Source organism: Methylophaga sp. F-2 (assembly GCF_056859315.1).
In genome coordinates this window covers 1-22,420 of the sequence record NZ_JBSXOF010000005.1, presented here as the reverse complement: position 1 = coordinate 22,420, position 22,420 = coordinate 1, and the positions used below count along the sequence as shown (strand labels likewise).

The 22,420-nt window shown below is 41.2% G+C and carries 27 protein-coding genes and 1 pseudogene; 21 read left to right on the top strand and 7 right to left on the bottom strand.

What is annotated here, in order from left to right; all coding sequences use genetic code 11:
- Nucleotides 1-131 (top strand): annotated as a pseudogene (locus AC13DA_RS00355) (IS3 family transposase); the annotation flags it as partial.
- Here AC13DA_RS00355 and AC13DA_RS00350 read toward each other — a convergent pair.
- A complete protein-coding gene (locus AC13DA_RS00350) occupies nucleotides 124-420 on the bottom strand; it encodes a hypothetical protein (RefSeq protein ID WP_482945762.1) in 297 nt (98 codons plus the stop codon). The pseudogene AC13DA_RS00355 and the gene AC13DA_RS00350 overlap by 8 nt on opposite strands.
- A 673-nt stretch (nucleotides 421-1,093) precedes the next feature.
- Between AC13DA_RS00350 and AC13DA_RS00345 the strand changes: the two genes are divergently transcribed.
- From AC13DA_RS00345 to AC13DA_RS00315, 7 genes are all read left to right on the top strand, one after another.
- Nucleotides 1,094-1,222, top strand: a complete 129-nt coding sequence (locus AC13DA_RS00345; RefSeq protein WP_007146142.1) for a hypothetical protein — start codon at nucleotides 1,094-1,096, stop codon at nucleotides 1,220-1,222.
- Between the two features lie 523 nt (nucleotides 1,223-1,745).
- Nucleotides 1,746-1,898: a hypothetical protein gene (locus tag AC13DA_RS00340; protein WP_482945761.1), complete on the top strand. Its 153-nt coding sequence runs from the start codon at nucleotides 1,746-1,748 to the stop codon at nucleotides 1,896-1,898.
- Nucleotides 1,899-2,758: 860 nt separating this feature from the next.
- Complete coding sequence (gene phnC / locus AC13DA_RS00335) at nucleotides 2,759-3,664, top strand: phosphonate ABC transporter ATP-binding protein (protein WP_425435127.1); 906 nt, start codon at nucleotides 2,759-2,761, stop codon at nucleotides 3,662-3,664.
- On the top strand, nucleotides 3,661-4,524 hold the full coding sequence (gene phnD, locus AC13DA_RS00330; protein WP_007146139.1) for a phosphate/phosphite/phosphonate ABC transporter substrate-binding protein: 864 nt from the start codon (nucleotides 3,661-3,663) through the stop codon (nucleotides 4,522-4,524). The genes phnC and phnD overlap by 4 nt, the downstream gene beginning before the upstream one ends.
- A gap of 9 nt (nucleotides 4,525-4,533) precedes the next feature.
- Nucleotides 4,534-5,340 (top strand): phosphonate ABC transporter, permease protein PhnE, encoded by an 807-nt coding sequence (gene phnE, locus AC13DA_RS00325; RefSeq protein ID WP_007146138.1) that lies wholly within the window; start codon nucleotides 4,534-4,536, stop codon nucleotides 5,338-5,340.
- Nucleotides 5,341-5,349: 9 nt separating this feature from the next.
- The gene (locus AC13DA_RS00320) at nucleotides 5,350-6,366 is read left to right on the top strand and encodes a phosphonate dehydrogenase (protein ID WP_007146137.1); all 1,017 of its coding nucleotides are present in this window, start codon (nucleotides 5,350-5,352) and stop codon (nucleotides 6,364-6,366) included.
- Nucleotides 6,354-7,223 carry a LysR family transcriptional regulator gene (locus AC13DA_RS00315; RefSeq protein ID WP_007146136.1) on the top strand — a complete coding sequence of 290 codons (870 nt, stop codon included), beginning with the start codon at nucleotides 6,354-6,356 and terminating at the stop codon, nucleotides 7,221-7,223. Before AC13DA_RS00320 ends, AC13DA_RS00315 begins: the two co-directional genes overlap by 13 nt.
- Before the next feature lie 361 nt (nucleotides 7,224-7,584).
- On the opposite strand, the gene AC13DA_RS00310 is transcribed toward AC13DA_RS00315, so the two are convergent.
- Genes AC13DA_RS00310 through AC13DA_RS00295 form a run of 4 tightly spaced genes read right to left on the bottom strand, consistent with a single transcriptional unit; the run spans nucleotide 7,585 to nucleotide 13,431 of the window.
- Complete coding sequence (locus tag AC13DA_RS00310; RefSeq protein ID WP_014611287.1) at nucleotides 7,585-7,989, bottom strand: hypothetical protein; 405 nt, start codon at nucleotides 7,987-7,989, stop codon at nucleotides 7,585-7,587.
- The gene (locus AC13DA_RS00305) at nucleotides 7,986-10,055 is read right to left on the bottom strand and encodes an integrase (protein WP_014611288.1); all 2,070 of its coding nucleotides are present in this window, start codon (nucleotides 10,053-10,055) and stop codon (nucleotides 7,986-7,988) included. Before AC13DA_RS00305 ends, AC13DA_RS00310 begins: the two co-directional genes overlap by 4 nt.
- On the bottom strand, nucleotides 10,052-11,974 hold the full coding sequence (locus tag AC13DA_RS00300; RefSeq protein ID WP_007146130.1) for a hypothetical protein: 1,923 nt from the start codon (nucleotides 11,972-11,974) through the stop codon (nucleotides 10,052-10,054). The genes AC13DA_RS00305 and AC13DA_RS00300 overlap by 4 nt, the downstream gene beginning before the upstream one ends.
- Nucleotides 11,974-13,431, bottom strand: coding sequence for a site-specific integrase (locus AC13DA_RS00295; RefSeq protein ID WP_007146129.1), 1,458 nt, complete (start codon nucleotides 13,429-13,431; stop codon nucleotides 11,974-11,976). The genes AC13DA_RS00300 and AC13DA_RS00295 overlap by 1 nt, the downstream gene beginning before the upstream one ends.
- 60 nt (nucleotides 13,432-13,491) lie before the next feature.
- Between AC13DA_RS00295 and AC13DA_RS00290 the strand changes: the two genes are divergently transcribed.
- The 3 genes from AC13DA_RS00290 to AC13DA_RS00280 are packed head-to-tail and all read left to right on the top strand — an operon-like array spanning nucleotide 13,492 to nucleotide 14,957.
- The gene (locus AC13DA_RS00290) at nucleotides 13,492-14,061 is read left to right on the top strand and encodes an endonuclease I family protein (protein ID WP_482945760.1); all 570 of its coding nucleotides are present in this window, start codon (nucleotides 13,492-13,494) and stop codon (nucleotides 14,059-14,061) included.
- A 14-nt stretch (nucleotides 14,062-14,075) separates the two neighbouring features.
- Nucleotides 14,076-14,246: a carbon storage regulator CsrA gene (csrA, locus tag AC13DA_RS00285; RefSeq protein ID WP_007146127.1), complete on the top strand. Its 171-nt coding sequence runs from the start codon at nucleotides 14,076-14,078 to the stop codon at nucleotides 14,244-14,246.
- 3 nt (nucleotides 14,247-14,249) lie between these two features.
- A complete protein-coding gene (locus tag AC13DA_RS00280; protein ID WP_482945759.1) occupies nucleotides 14,250-14,957 on the top strand; it encodes a hypothetical protein in 708 nt (235 codons plus the stop codon).
- A gap of 39 nt (nucleotides 14,958-14,996) precedes the next feature.
- On the opposite strand, the gene AC13DA_RS00275 is transcribed toward AC13DA_RS00280, so the two are convergent.
- Nucleotides 14,997-15,680, bottom strand: a complete 684-nt coding sequence (locus tag AC13DA_RS00275; protein WP_007146125.1) for an AcaB family transcriptional regulator — start codon at nucleotides 15,678-15,680, stop codon at nucleotides 14,997-14,999.
- 174 nt (nucleotides 15,681-15,854) lie between these two features.
- Here AC13DA_RS00275 and AC13DA_RS00270 point away from each other — a divergent pair, with 174 nt between their 5' ends.
- From AC13DA_RS00270 to AC13DA_RS00230, 9 genes are all read left to right on the top strand, one after another.
- Complete coding sequence (locus AC13DA_RS00270; RefSeq protein ID WP_040576530.1) at nucleotides 15,855-16,166, top strand: hypothetical protein; 312 nt, start codon at nucleotides 15,855-15,857, stop codon at nucleotides 16,164-16,166.
- 182 nt (nucleotides 16,167-16,348) lie between these two features.
- Nucleotides 16,349-17,146, top strand: a complete 798-nt coding sequence (locus AC13DA_RS00265) for a PRTRC system ThiF family protein (protein ID WP_482945758.1) — start codon at nucleotides 16,349-16,351, stop codon at nucleotides 17,144-17,146.
- 93 nt (nucleotides 17,147-17,239) lie between these two features.
- A complete protein-coding gene (locus AC13DA_RS00260) occupies nucleotides 17,240-18,553 on the top strand; it encodes a PRTRC system ParB family protein (protein WP_273270793.1) in 1,314 nt (437 codons plus the stop codon).
- Between the two features lie 117 nt (nucleotides 18,554-18,670).
- On the top strand, nucleotides 18,671-19,030 hold the full coding sequence (locus AC13DA_RS00255) for a hypothetical protein (protein WP_482945757.1): 360 nt from the start codon (nucleotides 18,671-18,673) through the stop codon (nucleotides 19,028-19,030).
- A gap of 68 nt (nucleotides 19,031-19,098) precedes the next feature.
- Complete coding sequence (locus tag AC13DA_RS00250) at nucleotides 19,099-19,656, top strand: hypothetical protein (RefSeq protein ID WP_007146120.1); 558 nt, start codon at nucleotides 19,099-19,101, stop codon at nucleotides 19,654-19,656.
- A 14-nt stretch (nucleotides 19,657-19,670) separates the two neighbouring features.
- On the top strand, nucleotides 19,671-19,880 hold the full coding sequence (locus tag AC13DA_RS00245; protein ID WP_273270797.1) for a PRTRC system protein C: 210 nt from the start codon (nucleotides 19,671-19,673) through the stop codon (nucleotides 19,878-19,880).
- 10 nt (nucleotides 19,881-19,890) lie between these two features.
- Nucleotides 19,891-20,058, top strand: coding sequence for a hypothetical protein (locus AC13DA_RS00240; protein WP_007146118.1), 168 nt, complete (start codon nucleotides 19,891-19,893; stop codon nucleotides 20,056-20,058).
- A gap of 127 nt (nucleotides 20,059-20,185) precedes the next feature.
- Complete coding sequence (locus AC13DA_RS00235) at nucleotides 20,186-20,371, top strand: hypothetical protein (protein WP_007146117.1); 186 nt, start codon at nucleotides 20,186-20,188, stop codon at nucleotides 20,369-20,371.
- 8 nt (nucleotides 20,372-20,379) lie between these two features.
- The gene (locus AC13DA_RS00230) at nucleotides 20,380-21,255 is read left to right on the top strand and encodes a hypothetical protein (protein WP_007146116.1); all 876 of its coding nucleotides are present in this window, start codon (nucleotides 20,380-20,382) and stop codon (nucleotides 21,253-21,255) included.
- Between the two features lie 71 nt (nucleotides 21,256-21,326).
- On the opposite strand, the gene cadR is transcribed toward AC13DA_RS00230, so the two are convergent.
- Nucleotides 21,327-21,734, bottom strand: a complete 408-nt coding sequence (gene cadR / locus AC13DA_RS00225; protein ID WP_007146115.1) for a Cd(II)/Pb(II)-responsive transcriptional regulator — start codon at nucleotides 21,732-21,734, stop codon at nucleotides 21,327-21,329.
- Nucleotides 21,735-21,831: 97 nt separating this feature from the next.
- Between cadR and AC13DA_RS00220 the strand changes: the two genes are divergently transcribed.
- Nucleotides 21,832-22,420 (top strand): cation transporter (locus AC13DA_RS00220; protein WP_482945756.1); only part of this gene is annotated, 589 nt, incomplete at its 3' end.

Genomic DNA, 22,420 nt, shown 5'->3' with positions numbered 1-22,420 from the left:
GTGAAGCGATGCGTGATGTGAGCTATTACCTGATGGATTATTACAACTGGAAAAGGCCACATCAATTCAACGATGGACTTTCTCCTGCAAAGGCGGAAGATCTGTCTAAATCCGTGTCCGGAATTAGTTGACCACTACATTATGGACTTTATCTATCCAAGATTGTTCGATGGCGATGCCCGTTGATTTAATGAAAGACTCTATTTCTCCTAAAGACACCTGAATCAGGTCGTATTCAATCTCAAGTTGTCCTTGATTAATTCTTGCCTGTATGACCCCCATTAACGAGTTCAAATACTGAATTAGTAGATCTATAGATTCATGATTGTCTGGCAATACAAGCTTTATGGTGTGTTTTTTCTCTACTTTTACACCATGCTGTTTGACTGATTTACCATGCTTAGGATCACCAATGTACAAACTTGGTCTTTGATTGAATCTGTCCCGGCATTGCTCAGAGCATAACCAAAAGTTTATTCCCTTAAACTGAACAATATTATCACTCTTTAGTAATAGCATTTCGCATACGGGGCATTTTTTTGTTTTTATCATTCTTCACATCGAGCTAAATTAACAAATACATCACAATTACTGAATTAGGTAAGACTTACTATGAATTGGCGCGTAGGCTTTCATGAGGAGTACCCATAGCGTTACCGTTAAATCACAAGCTTCTACATGCTAGCGATATTTAAAATCTATCCATAGGTGATTATCGTATATTAATTCTTGGTCACATAATGAATGTGTATCAGTTTATGACGTTAACCTTTAAAAAATATTTTAGTGACAAACCAATACTGTGAAAAGGTTCGATATTTATAAAATCAGTTCTTATTATTGATTTTCTTGGCAATCTTTTTTGCCTTTTCGTTTTGATAATAAGTGTTGAAAAAACACTCAGAAAGGGCAGATTCAACCCCGAAGTGCATAACCGTTTAAGCCGCAATTGCAGCCATGTGATTTCCCATTAACAAACTTGTGATATGACTTTTATTTACCATAATAAAGACTAAAATCGTGCAGAGCTATGCTGCTAGTAGAAGAAAAATTAGAAAATGTTTTAAATTTTTGAAGTATAAAAGGCATCGTAATGAGTAAAAGCTTACCAGCTACAGGAAAAGAATTAAAATATTCAGATGATGTTAGCATATTCTCTACAACAATAAAGAAAGGCGTTATTACCTATATTAATGATGATTTTTTGAGTGCCAGAAGATGAATTACTTGGACAAGCACATAATTTGGTTCGACAGCCTGACATGCCCCAAATTACCTTTAAAGAACTTTGGGACACGTCTGCCAAAGGTCCGCCTTGGATGGGTATTGTAAGAATCGTTGTAAAAACGGTGATAATTACTGGGTTGATGCCTTCGTTATGCCTTATAGGGGAGGCAAGAAGAGTGCGGCCTGTAGAGTGTTCGCTTCAAGCCTGATGGTGAGGCGGTCAATAGGACTGAGGAAGCATACGAGAAAATAAACCTAGGTAAAAGTCCGTTTAATTTGTTATCTCCGAAGCATTGGCCAATCTTTACTAAGCTATTCTTAGCTGGCCTTTGTTCATTTTTACCTTTTGTTGTATCAAGTCTTGTTGGAGCAATAAATCTCGATACATTCATCGTTTTGTTGTTGCTTGGATTCGTTATTTTGGCTTCATTTTCCTATGGAATCTCACGGCCCTATGTTAAAGCGAAAAGCGCTCTATCAAAATTATTTTGGAGAGTTCATTTATACAGGAAGAATGAATGATTAATCTAGGACAAAAATTTTTAAGTAACCATTTAGAAACAGTGCTTTGGAGAGTAGCCAGCTCGACAAAAGAGGTTGAAATTGAAGCTGATAATTCGTTTGCCGTTTATCGTAATACCTTTGATCAAACGGAAAAACAGGCACTTTAACTAGAGCAACGCGCATAGGCTATGAACGAAATGGTTGCGCAAGGTAATGAATAAGTGGGTAGCACAAATAGAATATCGAACTTCTGGTTGAGGAGCTCATGTCAACATCTGATAAGGTGAAAAATATTAGTAAGAGTAGTCACTCAATATCAACTCTGGTTGGAGCCATCTACTGCTGTGTTTTCTCTTAACTCTAAATCATCAGTTTTAATTAAAATGGGTGGTTAATGTTCATAATCATTGGTCTTTAGCGTCCCCGAATTGGTCTCTTTCGACCATAAGCCACTATTGACCCAACCTTCAAACTGGCTGTTTTGTCCTTATCTAAACAATGTATCTGAACGGCAACTTTGCGGACTTCACAGGCACAAGAGCAAAAAAGTCTGATCAGATTTCTTTCGAAGGTCGACTTCTGGGCATCCTAGTGCCATGAACTGCCGTTGAAGGTTAAATAGAGCGTGGCCTAATCGTCATGAATTAGGGTGCTGGAAAATTAAGGCTTTGCTTCAAAAGCGTTCATGTTTGACTGACCCAAAAACAGCTTACTTCAAGAGCAAAGCGATCATTATGAACCGAAAAAAAACTAGCTAACTTCCAACCTTCTTGCTCGCTGTTTTCTGAGGATTTAATAGGTAGCGCTTTGTGCTCGATGCCAGTGGTATTTAGTGCAACCAAAAATGATCGATTTCAACAAAGAGTCATTAATATTCCTGCATTCTTAAAATGTTAGTTTTGTGCTCAACCCCCCATATAGAGTACTGTCCCCGTGAGTTCTTTTTCACTCCAGTCAGTCAAGCTATGAAATAAAATAGTCATCTAAGCTTCATTTCTCTGTCATATTCAAACCTTAGTATTCGATTGTGAACCGCAATACAGCGGTGACAATTATTGCGAAAGGTAATGATATGACGTTAAGCCACTCACCTCAGCCAATTCTGTCCACAGACGATCTTGGCATAATCTATCCCGGCGGAATTGAAGCATTACGTGCAACCTCAATCAACTTTCAACGTGGTGAATTCACAGTGCTGCTAGGTTTATCAGGTGCGGGAAAATCATCCTTATTGAGGTCACTGAATCATTTGGTGAAACCTACCTCGGGTAAAGTGATTTCTGCTGAATTCGGAATACTGGATAATCAAGGCATACTGCGCCGGCATCGACGCAAAACCGCGATGGTGTTTCAGCACCATCAACTGATTCTGCGTCACACAGCCCTGCAGAATGTACTCATGGGGCGACTGGGATATCATTCATTCTGGCGTAGTTTATTGCCGCCACCCAAAACCGATCTTGAATTGGCATTGCATTGTCTGGATCGCGTTGGCCTTGCTGACAAAGCCCTGGTGCGGGTCGATCAATTATCAGGTGGCCAGCAACAACGAGTAGGTATTGCCCGAGCTTTGGCTCAGCAGCCGAGTATTATTCTGGCGGATGAACCTGTCGCCAGCCTGGATCCATCCACATCCGAAAAAATTTTGTCTCAATTGAAACAAATCTGTGCCGAAGACGGCATTACCTCTATCGTCTCATTGCATCAGCTTGAATATGCCAAACGTTTTGCCGATCGCATCATTGGTTTAGCTCAAGCCCAAGTGGTGTTTGATGCCGCTCCGCAAGAGCTCGATGACAAACAGCTCAAGTTGATTTATCAACAATCGGCCAACCCCAAAAGAAAAGATAAACAAACCGCCGATACGCAATCCAATTCTTCTTATCAACATTTACCCACTAAAACGGCAACACAACTGGAGATAGCAAAATGAAACTGTTTAAACAAATACTCTTAGCCACCACCTTGCTGGTGACAGCCATAAGCCCCTGTATGGCAGCAGATGCCGATCCGGATATGCTCAAAGTCGCCTTGCTGCCGGATGAAAACGCTTCCGAACTAATCAAGCGCAATGAACCCTTAAAAAATTATCTGGAAGCCAAGTTAAACAAAAAGGTGGAATTAATAGTCACAACCGATTATTCATCCATGATTGAAGCGATGCGCTTTGGCCGTATTGATCTGGCCTATTTCGGCCCGCTGTCTTATGTGATGGCCAAATCAAAAAGCGATATTGAACCGTTTGCGGCAATGATAATCGACGGTGTACCGACATACCGTTCCATTTTGATCGCCAATACAGAGTCAGGCATTGATTCCTATGCCGACATTAAAGGTAAAAAAATGGCCTATGGCGATCGCGCCTCAACGTCCAGTCATCTCATCCCGAAAACGGTTCTTTTAGAGGAAGGCGGCATCGAAGCGAAAACCGATTACGAACAACACTTCGTCGGCTCGCATGATGCTGTGGCTGTCAATGTGGCCAATGGTAATGCAGATGCAGGCGGGCTCTCTGAGGTGATTTTTAAGTATGTGGTGGAACGTAAACTCATTGACCCGGCAAAAGTTAAAGTTTTGGGCTATAGCAAACCTTATCCACAATATCCCTGGGCAATGCGCTCCAACCTTAATAAGGATCTCAAAGTGAAAATTAAAGATGCGTTTGTCAGCCTGGATGACAAAGAGATATTGAAGAATTTCAAAGCAGAGGGATTTGCACCGATTACCGATGCTGATTATGACGTGATACGTGTTATGGGTAAATTACTGAATCTTGATTTTTCCAAGATGTAAGGATGATTTATGAATACCTACCTGATTACACAAACAGATGTGCTGCAAAGTTACAGCAAGAACTGGAAACGTAAAACCCTGCAGGTGGTGACCTTATTGGTCATCGTTCTGCTGGCAGCCTGGTATGTGAATGTACTGAACTTCGAAATTTTGGCAAATGGCTTGCCTGCAATAGGAACGTTGGCTGGCGAGTCTTTCCCACCGGACTTTACCAACCTTCAAAACTGGTTTTCACCCTTGCTGGATACGCTAGCAATGAGTATTGCCGGTACCGCAATTGCAGTTATATTTTCTGTGCCTATGGCATTTCTGGCAGCGCGTAATACCTCACCTCATGGTGTGATCTTTCAGCTGGCGCGCATCGTTCTAAATGCCCTTCGATCCGTTCCGGAACTGATTATGGGGATTATTTTTGTGGCTGCCGTCGGCTTCGGTGCCTTACCCGGTGTGCTGGCTTTAGCGCTGCATTCCATCGGCATGGTAGGTAAATTCTTTGCCGAAGCGATTGAGCACGTGGATGACGCTCCGGTGGAAGCCGCCCGTGCCGCTGGTGCCTCACCGATGCAGGTGCTCTATCACGCAATTCTTCCCCAAGTGATGCCGCAGTTTGCCGATGTCGCAATTTATCGCTGGGAATATAACTTCAGAGCTTCGACAATCATGGGCATGGTAGGCGCTGGCGGTATCGGTTTTGAACTTATGGGTTCACTACGCATTATGCAATATCAGGAAGTATTGGCTATCCTGCTAGTGATTCTGCTGATGGTCACATTGGTCGATGCCTTGAGCGGCCTGTTACGCAAAAAATTCAAGTAGGAGATAACGATGAAACCAAAATTGGTAATTACGCATAAAGTACATGAAGAGGTGTTGGCCATATTAGCACCGCATTGTGAGTTGATCACGAATCAGACCCCGTTCAGCTTATCACGCAACGATACAATGAAACGGGCGAAGGATGCAGAAGCCTTGATGGTATTCATGCCGGATCGGGTAGATACCATTTTTTTAGAGTCTTGCCCGCAACTGAAGGTCATTGGTGCGGCATTAAAGGGCTATGATAATTTTGATGTCGATGCCTGCACTGAACACAATGTCTGGCTGACCTTTGTACCAGACCTATTAACAGTACCCACAGCTGAATTAACCATCGGCCTAATGGTCGGATTAATTCGGCATATACGGGCGGCGGATCAACATGTACGTATTGGAAACTTTAAGGGCTGGCTTCCACAGTTTTACGGAATGGGAATTGAAGGATCCACTATTGCGATTATCGGCATGGGTGCAATTGGTCAGGCCATTGCACAAAGGCTGAGCGGTTGGGGTGCAACCTTAGTCTATACCGACACTCAGCCTCTGGATGCAGAACAACAAGCAGCATTAAAACTTGAATTTTTGTCTTTGGACGACGCCCTTGCTCAGGCCGATATCGTGATTATGGCACTGCCATTAAACTCGCAAACGCAACATCTTTTAAATACACAACGTTTACAGCAGATGCGGCCCGGTTCATTTTTGGTGAATCCCTGCCGTGGGTCTATTGTTGATGAAAGTGCCATTTTAGATAAGCTTAATAGCGGCCATTTAGCCGGATATGCCAGTGATGTTTTTGAAATGGAAGACTGGGCACGTCTCGACAGGCCAAAGGAAATCAATCCCAATTTATTAACACATCCCAACACCTTGTTCACGGCACATATCGGTTCAGCGGTGAGCAAGGTCAGGTTAGCCATTGAAACACGTGCGGCTGAAAATATTCTCAGGGTTTTGAACGGCGAGCCTCCATTGGATCCGGCCAACCAATTACCCGCACAAAAGGAAATAGCATGCTCAATCTGATCTGGCTGAAAAGTTTGATCATGGTGATTGAGCAGCGCAGTTTTCAGGCAGCTGCCGAGCAGCTGGGATTAGCCCAACCAACTATCTCGCAGCATATTCAGAAGCTGGAAGAAACGCTCTGCGTATCCTTGATTCATCGTGTGCGTAGCGGTTGCCAGCCGACTGAATATGCCCTTCGTCTTTTGCCGTATGCGCAGAGCATGTTGCGACTACAAGACAGAGCCTTGCTGGCTGTGAATCAACCCTCCATGAGAATTGGAGCCAGTTCAAATATCGGCATTTATCTGTTGCAGCCTTACCTGCAGAATTACCGGCATAAACAAGCGTTTATAAATGACAAACTGGATATCGTAATAGACAGCAACCCAGTCGTTGCCGAAAAACTGGAAAATGCTGAAATCGATATCGCCTTGATGGAATGGTGGCCAGGTAAAGCTGGTTTTGAATCTCAAATCTGGAAAACTGAAGCATTAGTCTTGATTACGCCTCCAGATCATCCACTTGCAAAACTGTCATCGATCAGTAAATCAATATTGTCCGGGCTGAATTTGTTAGGCGGAGAATCTGGCAGCGGAACAGGAAGGATACTCAAAAACTACTTGCAGGAATGCCAGCATTTTCCCACTGTATCAATGCAACTGGGCAGCACAGAGGCCGTTAAGCAGGCGGTTCGGGCAGGCATAGGAATATCGCTGGTATTTGCATCGTCTGTTGTTGATGAGGTGCAACATGGAAGTTTATGTGCAATCCCTTTAGAGGATCATGCGCTAACAAAAGACATCCAGCTGGTCTGGCGGCAGCAATCGACCATTCAGCAAAAACAGCCGCAATTTGTTGAATATTTACTCAGTTCATAGGTCAATCTTTAACAAAAAATATGATACTGCTCCCACGCAAATATAGATTCACCCAACGTATGACTAGGCAAGCACTTTAAAAACACAAATGATTCTTAGGATCATTGGGTCAGAATAGTTTATTTTCGAGCAAATATTGGGAGATTTGGTCACTACGACATTTAAAGATAGCCGTTTAAGTTAATACTGAAACAGGCAAGAGAGAAGAGATTGTTTTAGGTGGCGGGTTCAAGATTCAAACTGGCTGTTTTATCTCTATCTAAAATAAGGCTACCGAGCGGCAGCTTTGCGGACCAATAAGCCATAGTGGGGTTGTCAGCTTTAGTCACGACACATATTAAAATTGTAAGGCCGATACACTTTATTGCATACTAGATTTCTTTAATTCTTGTAATTCTCTACGTAGCTCGAAATTCTCTCTAAGAAGATTCATCATCTTCTCCAAACAGAGGTCATGTTCGGCCTTAAGTTTTGAATATCGAGCATTTGCCTTCTTCTTTTGAGATGTAATAAGCTTTATCGAATCGGAATTTTCTGGATCTCTACTAGCGGCAGAACATCTCGTGTTTTCAGTATTTTCAATTGAATCACACAAATCAGGGTATCTTTCCTGTTTTACAAACCCTTTCTTCTTACCCGCCTCAATCGCTACATTATCTTTAGTGAATTTAAAGGAAGGAGAATTAGTATCAATGATCTGAGCTTTCCCAGACTTCAGTCGTTCAAAAGCTTCCCAGTATAAAGCTTCGCCTCTTAATTCAGTCACTCGATGATCTCCTTAACAGGAATTAAATTGTTTCGTGCTGCAAGGTGTTGCTCTACAACAGATATTTCTTTTTCTCGCTGAAGTGAAAAGGGACTTTTTTCACCGTATATGGAGATTTCTTCTTTCCATACTTCGATTTGATCAGCCATGATTTCGGCAGTGTCATCGTTGAAAATAGCATCACTACAATCGATACATGGAAGAATCGAGGTAAATGCGACTCTATCGCAAGGCTCTATGGAAGAGCACCCTCCTACTACAGTTCTCCGATATGATAGTCTGCCTGATCTTACTTCTTTCTCAGTTAGAGCGCGGTCTTCGTAGATTGAAGGGAGTATACCTTTATTTTTTTGCCTCTGAAGAGTTGCACCTGCGCCACCAAATAGGATTCCTTCATAATCAGAAATGTCATTACAAATAGCATCAACCTTCATGGTTAAAACTTCTTCTTGAAGTTCATTTATAAAATCGAATAATCCTTCATTCTGATTGGTACCTCTCTCTACAAAATTATTCGCATAGGCACTTCCATCAGTATAATAAACCGTCATTTTTTCTATTGGATGTTTGAGTTGATTGGCAATTACTGGAATTGATACTCCTCCACGAGCAGCATATACAACTAATGAACGGCGATACATGTGCCATGCAAAAGGGAATTCCTTGCCGACATCTATACCTTTTTTAGAAAAGTCGACCCATGGGTTGAAACTCTGCATCTCTTCTAGGTCTTCATTTGTAATGACAAAGGCCTCTCGACGCAGTGTATTGTTAGTACTGGCTCTCCATCCCTCTTTGAATGGCCGAGGGTTCACAACAAATATAGGCGTCTCGCTGTCAACCCTCGAACTATGGTTAGGAAAAAGAGGGTACTTATCTTGATTCACAGAATCCATATTCAGCGAATAATAGAACCTGTAGATTAACCTTGCACTGGCAAGAGCGCACTGATAGTAAAGTTCTGCTTGATCTGCCGTAACCCAGAACTGTTTCTTTGGAGAATTACCAGCAAACTTGAATGTATAGCTATCAAACCCGCAAATTACTTCTTCCCCATAAGTAACCCTTCGATAGCTATTTAAAGGGATTGCTCGTACTTCAGAGACCCTCATGCCAGTAAATTGAGAAATCATAGCTGCTGAAGTTTTTTGAATATAGCTAATATAGTTTGTTAATTCCTGAATGCTATCAACTTGTAACTCTTCTAATAGGTTAGCGATATCTGGATATGTTTCTTTAATATATTTCCATACCTGTCGAGCGATAGTAGCGTTACTCTTACGCCATTTCCCGAATTTGATTTCCCCTTTTTCTGCTCTCTCCTTAGTCACTTCGTAATGTTCCCAGGCTTTCTCTACTTCCGTTACGACCTCCATAAACTTAAAACAGGTCTCGGTACTTTGTTCGATAAGCTCGCTGAGCAACCTTATTGGAATGACAGGTGTTTGGATTTTTTCTCTAATTGCTTCATCCACGCGCTCCTGAGCTTGTTCAGCTACCAGTTTAGTTAAATCCACAGAGGGTATAAGGTTGAAATCGTTTACCTGATGCGATAGTTGCGAGAGGTGTTTAATCAGATTGTATAGACTTGCAAGCCTAACCCACTCTTGGTACCGACTTTCCGCCCCTTCCAATCTACATTCGATAAATTCGGTTTTACCTAAAACATCTGCGAACTTAATTCCAGAAGATAGAGCATATCTTGCTAAGTATTTTATTTGTATCCATAGCGCCATTACGCTGTTTACTGATAGCTGTCTTCGATACCATAAATTTAGAATGATTAATTTAGAATCTTGAATGATAGAATTGGCGAGCGGACTCTGTCTTTCAAAGACTCCATGATCTTCGGAAAATATACTTTCGAAATATATACGAGCATTTGGTCTTGACGTGTATAGAGAAAAATCCCAAACATTATCAGCAAAAACAGACAGAATGTCTCCGTTTCTTCGCCGACTTATAACATGGTTAGAATCAGGGGTAGAAACATCAGTAGATAGTGAATCAGGCGAAGTATGCTGAGCAATCCCTATAGTGTCATAGGGTACTAGTTGAACATTCACGAGTATGCCTCCAAATCAGCTAGTAGATCAAAATGACTCTGCCAATGCTTTGACAAATCTCCTTGCTTTACTTTATTCATAGCATCATCAACTAAAGATTTTTTAGCTGGAAATTGCTTTATTAGCTCTTCAAGTATTTCATCAATTCTATAGAGTATTGGTGCAAACTTAATGGCGTAGGAAGCTTCGTTTGCTGCGCGTTTCTGCGCGTATGGAAGCAATACCTTTAAACTAGTTATAAGGTGAATATCCTCTTCGTCAGCATGTAAAACATAATGCCTACAGAAAAAGCATGTTTCGCTTCTACTGCAGTTTGGCTCGGGTGCTGAGTCGGTAAAACCTTCGCTACGCTTAGCTTGAGATAAATCGTTAGCATTACAGTGGCCAGCAGGCGTTTTATGTAGACCGTTATTTATCTGTACAGGAATGTATTTGGCGCTTCTCGATGAATCTATTGCTTCATTCCACATTTCGTTCATGAATGTAGAAAGTTCTTTTAATCCAGCTATCTTCGGTGGATTGGAATAGCTCTTGAGGGTAGTTTTCACGTCATTCTGTAGTTTCCAAGCAACGGTATTGATGTCACCATTACTTAGATTCCAAAAAGACCATGAAACACCTTTTCTTAGCTCTCTAGGGGTATGCCACTTAACATTAGGTAAATGTCCTATTAGCCATTCTTTAAGAGTATCAATGGAGACTTTATTCAAAGGGGCGCATTTACCGATTCCAGAGATTCTAAAAAATCCTACTCTTTGAACATCTAAATCGAATTCAATTTCTCCCCACTGACGAAGCTTTTCATATTTCTTGTGGAATTGGTAAAACTCTTTCCCCATTGTTGGGTAAACTGTCTTATTACCCGCTCTAACCTTTAGCCCAGTGAAACTGTAGCCTCTAGGCGCTTTACAATTGATCGGCTCAGATTTCTCACAAGAGCTTAATCTTAATGCAGAGGTGACACCATTATTGGTACCTACAATCCCAATAAATGCAAGATAGTAGCAATACGTTGCAGAGTTATAGAGCGACTTTCGCTGTAAGTCTGTATTTAGGCTATTGGTCTTGTCTAGGCGTTTGATCCAGTTATCGTAAACAGACATTACACCAACGCATTCTCGCCAATCTGTATATCGACCACGCACTTCTTCTCTAGATACAATGCCAGCATCATCATTCACAAAAGATTTTGTATATGAAGCTTTGCTCAGGTGACTAGATCTTGAGAAAACATGTTTACCAAAGCCCCAATGACTTAAGTCTAATACAAAAGGAAACGGTTTTTCATTGATTAGTATGTCTGTGAAGCGCTCAAAAATAGCAAGCAATACTTGCACAAATTGGTTGCGTTCTAAGTCGTCTCCTGGAAGAGATTCTGACTTACCTTCTTTAATATGAGGTATCTTTAAGCTGACCTCGTTATCTGTTAACTCCAAGGCCCATGCCAATGCTTTTTTGGTAGATGATAGTTCAGCTGAAGCAGAGCGCTCTTTCAAACTACCTTCCGTACCGTCAGCTAAACGCGTGCTCAATACTAGATGTTCATAATAGCTATATACCGACTCAATCCAATCCTTATCATTAGATAACGACATCCCTTTACTATCAGCGAAATCAATAAACCTGGCTATCTTGCCTGCATGGCTATAAACAGTAGCTTGATTGTATGTGCTAGCTCGTAGTCCTTCGATTATTCGTTCGACATACTTTAGCCTGTCTTTAACGATAGATTCCTTAGCGACAGAACGGCTCTTATGGTTAGGGTTTCTTGCATTACTCCTTACTGAGTAACACCAACTTCCTACATCACAAGTTCTGCATGAGTTGTCGATATCGAATTCAAGCACTGTCATTTCGGGTTTCAGAACTTCTGTTATCTTGTCTGTAATGTGGATGATTATTTCTGGACGATACTCCATCAAACTCGATTCTCCCCGTAGATAGCTTCGAGAACTTTGTATCCGTCAAGAATAATAGCTTCATGCATTTCATTAATCGAATTAACGTTAAGCAGCGTTTCGTCAAAATTGACATATAGTCTAGAAGTAGCAATATCGTTATGGTTAAGAGCGGTTTTGACAGCTAGTTCCATATGAGTTGTTGTGAATCTTTTTTCAGGATCGTTGGCAAGCTTTCTAACAATGTTCATACCAAAGGTAGCTCTAAGGTCGTGCGGCGCAAACTCATCAAGTTCAGGCCGATCTTGTCTTACACGAGCAATGAAATTGCGAATATTTGCCCGAAAAGTGCTTCCGTTTTGAGGACTGAATGCAGGAGCATTGACAACCCAATGAGCAGCTTCATCTTGCCTCTTCCTGATCTCACTTCGCGAGGAATAGAATGGATTAGATTGCTCTGTTAAGAATACATAATTTTCATCGCTCAAACCGAAGAAGCTGCTTTTCATTCTTTTAGCGTTTAGTTCGCTATTTATATAGACGAACAATTTCTCAATAAGGGTCTTGGGGAACCTAAAGTTATTAGGCTTTCCAAACTTAGTATCGATTGGGAATCTACTTCTGTGAGAATGAATAAAAACCCAACTTTTACCAGTACGTTTAAGTTCGTCATATGCCTCTTTAATGTGGCCTACACGAAGGGTACATGCTGATTGAATCCGCGCTCCCGTATTGAGCATAGTCAGCATAATTAATTCGGTTGCTACTGAGCAATACTTTCGCTCCAAGCCCCACATTATTGCCTGTTGCTCGGCTATGGATAGAGGGCGCAATTCTCCACCATCCATTATTCTGTCTGGCCGAGTTTCTGCTTTTGTAACCTTGATAGAAATATCGGTTGTTTGGACCTCTTTAAATCGAGATAAACCCTCATTATTCAAAGTCTGAACATACCTCTTAAAGCTTCTAAATGGTCTAGATCCAATACGAGACTCATCTACAAGATTGTGGTTGAGTATACCTCTATAAAAAGCAATGACATGGCCGACATGTTTACTTGCGGTACTTGGAGCCATTCCTAGATCAATAAGTTCTTGTAGTTTATATCTGAAAAGATAGGTTGGTCGTCTTCTCGTTTGCGCTGGGAATTCAAGTAAATCTAGATCTTCGTCTTCAATGAACTTTAGATAAAAACACAAGCTTTTTGCTCGATCCTTGATTGATTCCATTTTTGATCTAAGAGCAGTGTTTAGGTGGCAAAGAAGGTAAGCATTGCCCAGATCCCATGGAACTCCGTTCCCATTCAAAATTACTGGCATCTCTGGCCAAAACCCAGGCTTTCTTTCCCATTGCCAACCATCTTCAAGACAACCTGCTGGATTTGTATAAATTGCTTTTCCTTCTTGAAATTTCTTTATATACACAACTCTTGCTTGTGAACGAAAGTGTTTGGAGGAATTAAATCTTCGTCTAGCCACTAAATTGCCTCTTAATAAATCATATGTTCATTTGTATATTTTTATAGGTAGATATCAACTATGATTTTACTAGGTAGTGAACTTAACGCAGACAGAAGTAATTATCGTTTTGGAGTGTTGCCAGAATTAGTAAGTCAGTATGGTGCTTGTCCCTTTAAGGTAGATTTTAATGCACGGGTGGCAGAGCCTAGGCCTGAAGCCCGTGGCTTAATTGCTCGGGTTCAATTCTACATGCACGACCGATATAACTTGCCAATGAGCAGACAGCAACAAGAGCTATATATGGCATGGAATACACAATATCCACCAACTGCTTGGGAAATTCTTAGAGACGAACGAATTGCCCGACGTATGGGAAATCATAATCCTTTTGTTACTGGCCAAGTGACTTGGAACTTGGGACATAAAAATTCTGGCGATGGTGTTAAGTCCGAAATGAGAACTTCAAGTGTTGCTACCAATTTAATTAGTAACGACCAATCTATAAGAGGAAACCGTAACAGCAAGGTCTACCACTTACCAAAAGGCTGCCCCTCATATGAAAAGGTAAGCCCTAGAAATATCGTGCCATTTGATACTGAAATTGATGCACAAAATGCTGGCTATCGTAAAGCTGGAAACTGTAAATAACTAAAGAGGCTTATATGTTAATACTTACAAGAAGAATAGGTGAATCACTGATCATTGATGAAGATATTGTTGTAACTGTTCTAGCAACTAAAGGTAATCAAGTTCGTATAGGAATAGAGGCACCTGATGATGTGCACATTGTGCGTGAAGAGTTATTGGATAATGATAATAAACCAAAGAAGTAACTTATGTTTGAGAAAACCCAATGGATACTTAAAGAAACTGAGTCCTATCTTCTAGATTTCAGAGTTAATAGTTTTCTTCTCAATAAGGCAGCAAGGTGGGTTTGGTTTCCTTTAAATTATCTTCTATTTGGTCTCAGAGAGTTATTTAAACCAATAGTAGTTTTGTTGTATTTTTATTTTTTCTTTTTTTGTATAGGAGCGATATTTATAGAACAGGTTGAAACTCAATCTTTAGCCGCTAGGGTGGCCTTGTACTTATGCCTTTTTCTTCCAATTGCTTTGGTTATTTTTGCAGTTCCAAGCACATACGCTCTTAATGCCGTTGAAAAAGATCAAGTTGTTTACGTATCTAAGCTAATTCATGATGCTGGGATTAATACATTAGAAAAGATTGAGCTACTTGAACAAAATATTGAAAGCATATTCTCTCGTATAAATTCACGAGTAACGTTTTATAAATGGTTCCTTGGTGTTGTCTGGGCTATTTCTGTGTTTCAGCTAAATATTTATATAGGATTTATCTCAAAAATAGAAGATAAAGGTCTAACTGGAGTAATGAGAGACAGCGCTGAGTCATTGGTCTTTATGGTGATTTGTTTCATTAGTGTTTTGGTTATTGTCCAAGGCTACAAGCGTGCTTCAGAAAAGTTAATAAAAACAATTGAGTTTGCTGCTGTAGAGCGGAAGGCTGTCTACTTGGGAATTAGTTGAAGATGGAAGTCGGATTTACCGACTTCCATTTGCTAAAAATTAAACTGCAGCTGCTTTTTTCGTGGAGTTGTTCTGACGTTGTTTATAAGCTGCTCGTTTTGCTTCAGCTTTTTTCTGGTCACTGTCTTTCTTCTTGTCTGCTGCAATATAAGCTTGTTGACCAAGAGCCCTGATAGCATCTGCTGTTTTGAATATACGTACCTGCCAGGCATGAACCCTGTCCTCAGAGTGAGAGAGTGCAATTTCACCAGCCATCCATAACGTTTTTAGTTTCATCGTTAAATTATCCAGTTGGCGAATCAGATTCATAAAGGCCATACCTTCTGGACATGTAATTTTTATATTGAGGTCAACACTATCATCGGTTATTGCAGCGATTTTAAGACCAACATCATCTATCAGATGATTGGCTTGTTCCATATCTCTGTTCATTTCTGTAGATAGTTGCTTTATGCTTTCGGTAATCTTTGCAACATTTTCATCTGAAAGCTCGCGTAATCCAAACTTACGAGTTAACAAAGTCGCTGCAGTCATTTGAGTTTGAATGTGATCAAAAGTACGGCGAAATATACGTTTTGCTTGAGCTGACTGAAGCGTAACAGTCATCTCCATATAATATTCGCTTTTGACCTCTTCTTCGGTTAAAAACTGTTTAACCTTCTCCATTTCTGCATTCTGTTTTTGTTCTCTTTTAGAGTCAAAAGCTTCCAAGTCTTCAGCCATAATGCTCACCTTGCTTTGATAAATATAATCCTCAGGCTGGCATTTAAAATGACTATGTTGAATGAGTCTATGAATAACCGGATATTGGTCTATGCCGGTTAATAAAGAGTCTAGCTTAAAACAACGAACTGCTGTTATTGTCTGTGTAGTACTTAGTAAGGATGCAATGGTGTCATGACAACGATTGGAGCTGTAATACTTTTTTTCTTTTGTGCCTTAGCTGGTGTCTTTTACGCAATGCTTGCAAGCATGGGTGTATTAATGAGTTTGGGAATATGGAATCAGGGTCGTAATACAGTTGAACTGACTTTTGCATCTTTCTATTTCACATTGATGCTATTCATTTTTCCAATGCTAGCACTAATTACTCTTGTATATGTGGAACCTGGTCCTGGTGTAATAGGAGCACTTATATCTACTTCTTTGACTTTTGGTTGGGTGGCCAGAGTTACGTACAAACGTTTAAATTCTGAAGATACTGAGTAGCACTCCTTTATCCTAATTCACTCTGATTCTTAGAAATCTTTCTTTGACACAGCCCTTCTACACTTTACTAAATCCTCCATAGACATCATCAATTTTTTAGACGTTGCTTAAACCGACTTGCGTGATTTTAACTTCGTGAGAACCTGAAAGTGTTGATTTAACTCACTTGAAAGGAGACTCTCATGAAATATTTCGTACCCCAGTCGTTTCTTGAAAACAGACTGAAAATTGCTGTAGTTGGTATCGGTGGCACAGGTGGTGAGGTTATGGATGCATTAACCCGCTTAGACTTTGGATTAAAAGCCCTTGGTCACCCTAAAGGAATCCACGTTACAGCTTTTGATGCCGATGTCGTAGAACCGCACAATATTGGTAGACAGCGTTTCTCTGAGTCAGACGTAGGTCACTATAAATCTATTGCTCTTACACATCGAATCAATATGTCCTACGGATCAGATTGGGATGCGGAGCCAAATTTCTTTGAACCATCAATCAAAAATGTTGAACCTTTTGATTTGATTATCGGATGTGTAGATAAAGCTTCTTTTCGTGTAAAGCTTGGACAATTAGCTAAGTCAGGCAAAACTTCATACTCCCCTGTTCTCTGGCTTGATATGGGGAATGGTCAACATGCTGGTCAGTGCGTGCTTGGTCATGTCATTTCTTCATATAAAGACTCACTCCGACTGCCAACGGTGTTCGACCTCTACCCCGACCTCGCAAATCCTAAGCATGATACTGATGATGCTCCACGTTGCTCACTGGCTGAGGCGCTAACTGGAGAAAATGGGCAAGACTTATTTATCAATGGAACCTTAGCAACTTACTCCATGAACATTATTTGGCAGTTACTCACAAAAGGGGAAATAGACCATCATGGAATGACTGTGGATGTTAAGAACCTTAAATCAGCACCGATGCTAATTGATGAGCAGGCTTGGGCTTTTTATGGTTACTCGAAAGAGTCAAATTCAGCCTGAAACCTATTATTTACGTGCAGTTGCGCGAATTCAATTTCGTGATCAAATGGTAATAACCCAATCGGGTAATAAGTAAATATATAGGAGAAGAAAATGAATGCACCTCTTGCTAATACACAAATAGAAAAATCAGTTTCATTAGATATAGAAGATGTCATGGCAAATGTTTATGACAAGCAAATGATTCACCTGCCAATAAATATGATTTCGGTTCGGGAGGGATTTAATCCTCGTAGATACTTTTCGGAAGATAGACTCAATGAAATGGTTGCAAGCATTCAGGCACAAGGCATCCTCCAACCAATAGTAATCAAACCAAGCAATGATGGAAAAACATTTTATTTAATTGCTGGTGAAAGACGATATCGGGCAGCAACGATTGCAGATGTAGAGACTGTTCCTGCAATGATTCGACTTGTTAGTGATGAAGAAGCACTGGCAATGGCGGTGGCTGAAAATAGTGAGCGTCAGGATGTGAGTGCTGCCGAGGAAGCAAAAGCTTGTCAGAGAATGCTTACCCTATGTAAAGGTGACAGAACCGAAGCTGCACTGGCATTAGGTTGGACTGAAAAGAAACTAGAAGCACGACTGACGCTTTTACACTGTACAGATAGCGTATTGGATGCTCTTGACCAGAGAAAGATTGCAATTGGTCATGCTGAGTTATTTGCAGGACTGACAGCAGAGTTACAGGACTCAATTCTTGTAAGCGTGATTGAAAAACGTGTCAGCGTTTCTGTCTTGCGTGATCAGTTGGGTAAGTTTGCATTCAAACTCTCTGATGCGGTATTTAATCTGACTGGCTGTAATGGCTGCCCTCATAACTCAAGTATTACAGCTGACCTATTTGATGAAAGTCTCTCAGATGGTCATTGCTTGAATCGTGACTGTTATGAGAATAAAACCAGACAGCATCTTGAAGAGAAAAAAACAGAGCTGTCGCAAGAATATCCTGTCATTTGGCTCGATGTTGAGCGCCCTGCTGACACTCGATGTCATTTAATGCGAGAAGGTGAAAAAGGGGTTGGACGTGAGCAGTATTCTGCTTGCCAAGGCTGTGGAAACTTTGGTGCATTGATGAATACAGCTAAAGGTAAAGAAGGCCAGATAGAAACGGGCTTATGTTTTGATGTGTCATGTAACAGCCAAATGGTTAAAGCACATCAAGATGAGTTGGAAATTGAACAACAAAAAGTCACGGAGTTAAGCAGCCCAACTCATACTACAGCCATCATTCAATCCGATAAACCAAAGGAAAGAAAAAAATCGGCTGATACACCCAAGCGTGTCAAAGAGTATATTCAAGGAAAACAATACAAAGCTGCAGCTGCCACTGTTTGGTCGAATACTAAATTAACTAAGGTCATGTCACTGATTGCGTTAACAGAAGCAATCAAGCATGTGTGAGTCACGGACAAACTTGAAAAAGGGCTAAAAACATACGGAGCTGAGAAATTGCTCTCTATGACTTCTCGTTCAGAGAAGGTGTCCTTGCTACATAGCTTAGATGAATCAACTCTGGATATGACTATCAGTGCTTTTGCTGCAACGCTTGCAGGCGGCATTGCCCCTGAACGAATTCAATACGAAGAATCAGACGGATTAAAAACAGCCCATACCATTCTCAAGGCTGAAAACGTAGATATGCGTTCTCATTTTCTTGTTGATGAAGAATATCTACAGACCTTAACAGTTAGTGGTTTAAAAGCTCTAGTAACTGAATCAGGATTCTTAGCATGGTATGACGCAAAGGATGGAAAACAAACCGGTCACTGTGAGAAAGAAATACTCAAAGGTAAACGTGATGATCAAATAAAAGCCATTTTTAAAGCTGGATTTGATTGGAGAGGTTATTTACCCGTAGAGGCTCAGTTGCGCGATTAGAAACCTGCGTTACAACTAATGCATGGGGCAGACCTACTGCCCCGCTTATCTCATAAAAGGATCAAACAATGGAAAACAGCATTTTAACCTTTCTCAATAGCATACATGGGGCGTTGGCTGAGAGTGAACATCTTCGTTTGGATATTACACGTTCGGGAGACTCTTTAGACATCATCGTGTTGCCATTACTCAGTGATGATGAAGCCAAAGTACCAGAAGAAGCTAAACAAGTCCGTAGCGCCCTCTCAATGCCTCTGGCTATGAGAAATATGTCACTTGATGAGCTAAGTACTGAATTCGGGGAAAGGCTTTCTGGATATGGTCAGGCTCGTCAGCAAGCAAATGATTCGTATCAAGAATTATTAATGTCATTAAGAGATGCCACGGCTAATGCCAAAAATTCAAAATCAAAAGCCGAAGCTAAAACTAAACCAAAAGCCAAAAAGAACTCCCCTGCGGCTCAGGATGAAGAAAAACAATCTCAACCAACCAGCGAAGCTTTGTCTGCTAATGAAACACAGCCAGAAGCTGTTTCTGAGACAGATTCAGAAAATGAAGTCTCAAACGCAGCAGATGACCATGAGCAGCCTGCAAGTGCCAACGAAGCTTTTAAATTTACTTTCTAATGGGGGAGTTAAATATGTCAAAAATAAAAACGTTAACTCGCATCTTTCGAAGTGGTTCAGTACAAATGCCTGATCCAGACCCGAGCATGAAACCTGAGCAAGTCAAAGAGCTATACAGTGCAAACCATCAACACCTTGCAAATGCTGTTGTAGAAGGGCCGAGTACGCAAGGCGATTATATGGTGTATGAGTTTGTCCCCGCCCCAGTTAAGACTAAAGGGTGAGGAATGAATTATGAATGCATCATTAGACGATCTTAAGGACTTTGCCGAGAATCTTATGGCTGTCTGTAATCATCAAGTTCAAAAGAACAGACCTTTATCAAAAATCAGCATAGATATTTTGGCAAAACAGTTCATATACAGAAAACAAAAAAACAATAAACAAAACTCAAATCCATAGTTCTTAGTTTTTTAGTTCAGTTAGAGACCGGCTTTAAAGTCGGTCTTTTTTATAGTAGTTGCGTGAAATGAAAGTCGTGTGAGACTAAAAAGTAAGTGTATTAAACAAGACTAAGAAGGAGGCACGCATGGCTGATCAGCATCAATCAATAATTGAAACACTGACTGAATGGTCAAAGTTAAACGTCAGGGACAGCTCACAGAATACTTCAGATTTTGCTCAGTCTGATGATGAGAAACGAATTTTTAACATCGTTACTGCTAATCGAGGAAAAGCTCAGCGGTTACCTGCCAAAATATTGTTACCTGTGTGAGTCAGAACATGATTGTCTTACCAACTTTTGAAGAATCTGCCTTAGAGCAAACATATTTACAATTCACTGATGTGCTTGCATTTACGGATAAAGAGAAATGGATAACAGGTGAAATAGGGTTATTTTTGAATTCATTAAACCTTCTTGATCTGAACAAGCTCTCATTTAACCTGAAATACAGTAATCGTGGAGGAATTAATCAGTTATTTCAGAGTGGTCTTAGTGAATGGGATAGACGTTTAAATCAGTCTACTGATGAAAGTCATAATTTTTTATCACCCACTCTTGGTATACAAACTGACTATAACGATAATTTTCGTGAAAAGCTTTTATTGAGCGTTTCTGCCACACCATACGCTTATGACATAAAACCACTTTCATTGCTGCCTCATAATGACCGTAACGTAGTAGTTAGATGTTTAGCTGAAATACGAGCTATTTTTCTTTACAACCCTAATGTTAACGACTTAACTGATTTTGCCGGATACAGAGTAGAAATTTATGAATATCTCAAAGAGTTTTTACCTGATGAGGTTATAGCTGCAGGGATAAATTCAATAGAGAATTACTTGGATGAAAACCAAGCTGAATTAGAGTTTTATTCAATAGAGGATCTGGAAGAATTTCTAGATGATTTCTGTGAGTATATGAAGCCCTTTCCAAAATGGGTCTCTGAACTAGATAACGGAATAGGTAAAGAAGATCCGTTTAAAGCTCTATCCAGACTAAAACGTTTGATAGGCAAATCTCATCATGACGATGTTGTTGAGTTTCTCAATAAGACTATTAATTCAATCACGGATTATCTCAATCATTTTCCCGATAAAAAGTCATGGTCAGACTTTATAAACCAATGCCATGATCTTAAGGGTATTCGGATTTAGTGGTTGATTTTACTCTGCATTACAATGAGGCAAGCTAAGATCCCATCGGATTATCTGGTTGATGCTTCAACCTACTGCTTATGCGCACTTCCCTTGCCGATTCCAGCAAGAACCCCACAAGCCTCAACTTCCCGGCCATCGCTACAACCCGCTCTCAGCGAAACGAGTTGTTTCTCAAGCGCTTGCAGAGCAGTTATTTGCGACCGCACATGAGAAATGTGGTCATCAAGCAAGGTGTTGACAGCGGCACAAGGCTGATGAGGGTCGTCCTGATAGCGCTGTAGTTCGCGAATCTCAGCCAATGACAGGTCGAGGATTCTACAGCGACAGATGAAGGCCAGCCGCTCACTATGCTTCTCGGTATAGGCGCGGTAACCGTTTTCCTGCCGATCAGGCGGCGGCAACAAGCCCTGCTGTTCATAGAAGCGGATCGTCTGGGTATTGACCCCGACTGACCGAGCCAACTGTCCAATGCGCATCAGACTCCTCCTCAACGGATTCTTTCCGCTTTATTGACCTTATAGTGACTATATGGTTTTAAATGATAACCCAATAATGTTCAAGTGGAGTCGTATTATGAGCAAAACCTGCACAGACGCCTGTGGCTGCGCTGCAACGTCCCCAGCAGATACCGATAGGGGGAGCTCCTCCGAAGCATCGGGGAAATGGGTCAGCGTTTATGCCGTGCCGAAGATGGACTGTCCTTCAGAAGAACGAATGATTCGCCTGGCCCTGAATGGCTTTGATGAGATTCGGGCGCTGTCTTTCGACCTGTCGAACCGCCGGTTGAAGGTCGTGCATGATGGAGAGGCTGATCCTTTCACTGCGAAACTGACGACCCTGGGGCTGGGAGCCTCGCTTCAGGAAACCGTCGCTGCCGATCCGGAGACCATCAAGGCCGCCGAATCCTTCGCAGCCTCTGCTACCCAAGAGTCCGCCACCCTGAGGTGGTTGCTCGGCATCAATGCAGTCCTGTTCGTGGTTGAAATGACAGCCGGTCTGATCGCTCAGTCCACCGGCCTGATTGGTGAGTCCCTCGACAATTTTGCCGATGCGGCAGTCTACGGGCTCGCCCTTTATGCCGTTGGGCATAGCGTGAAAATGCAGGTACGCGCCGCGCATCTTGCGGGGGTGCTCCAGTTGATTCTGGCTGTTGGCGTGCTCG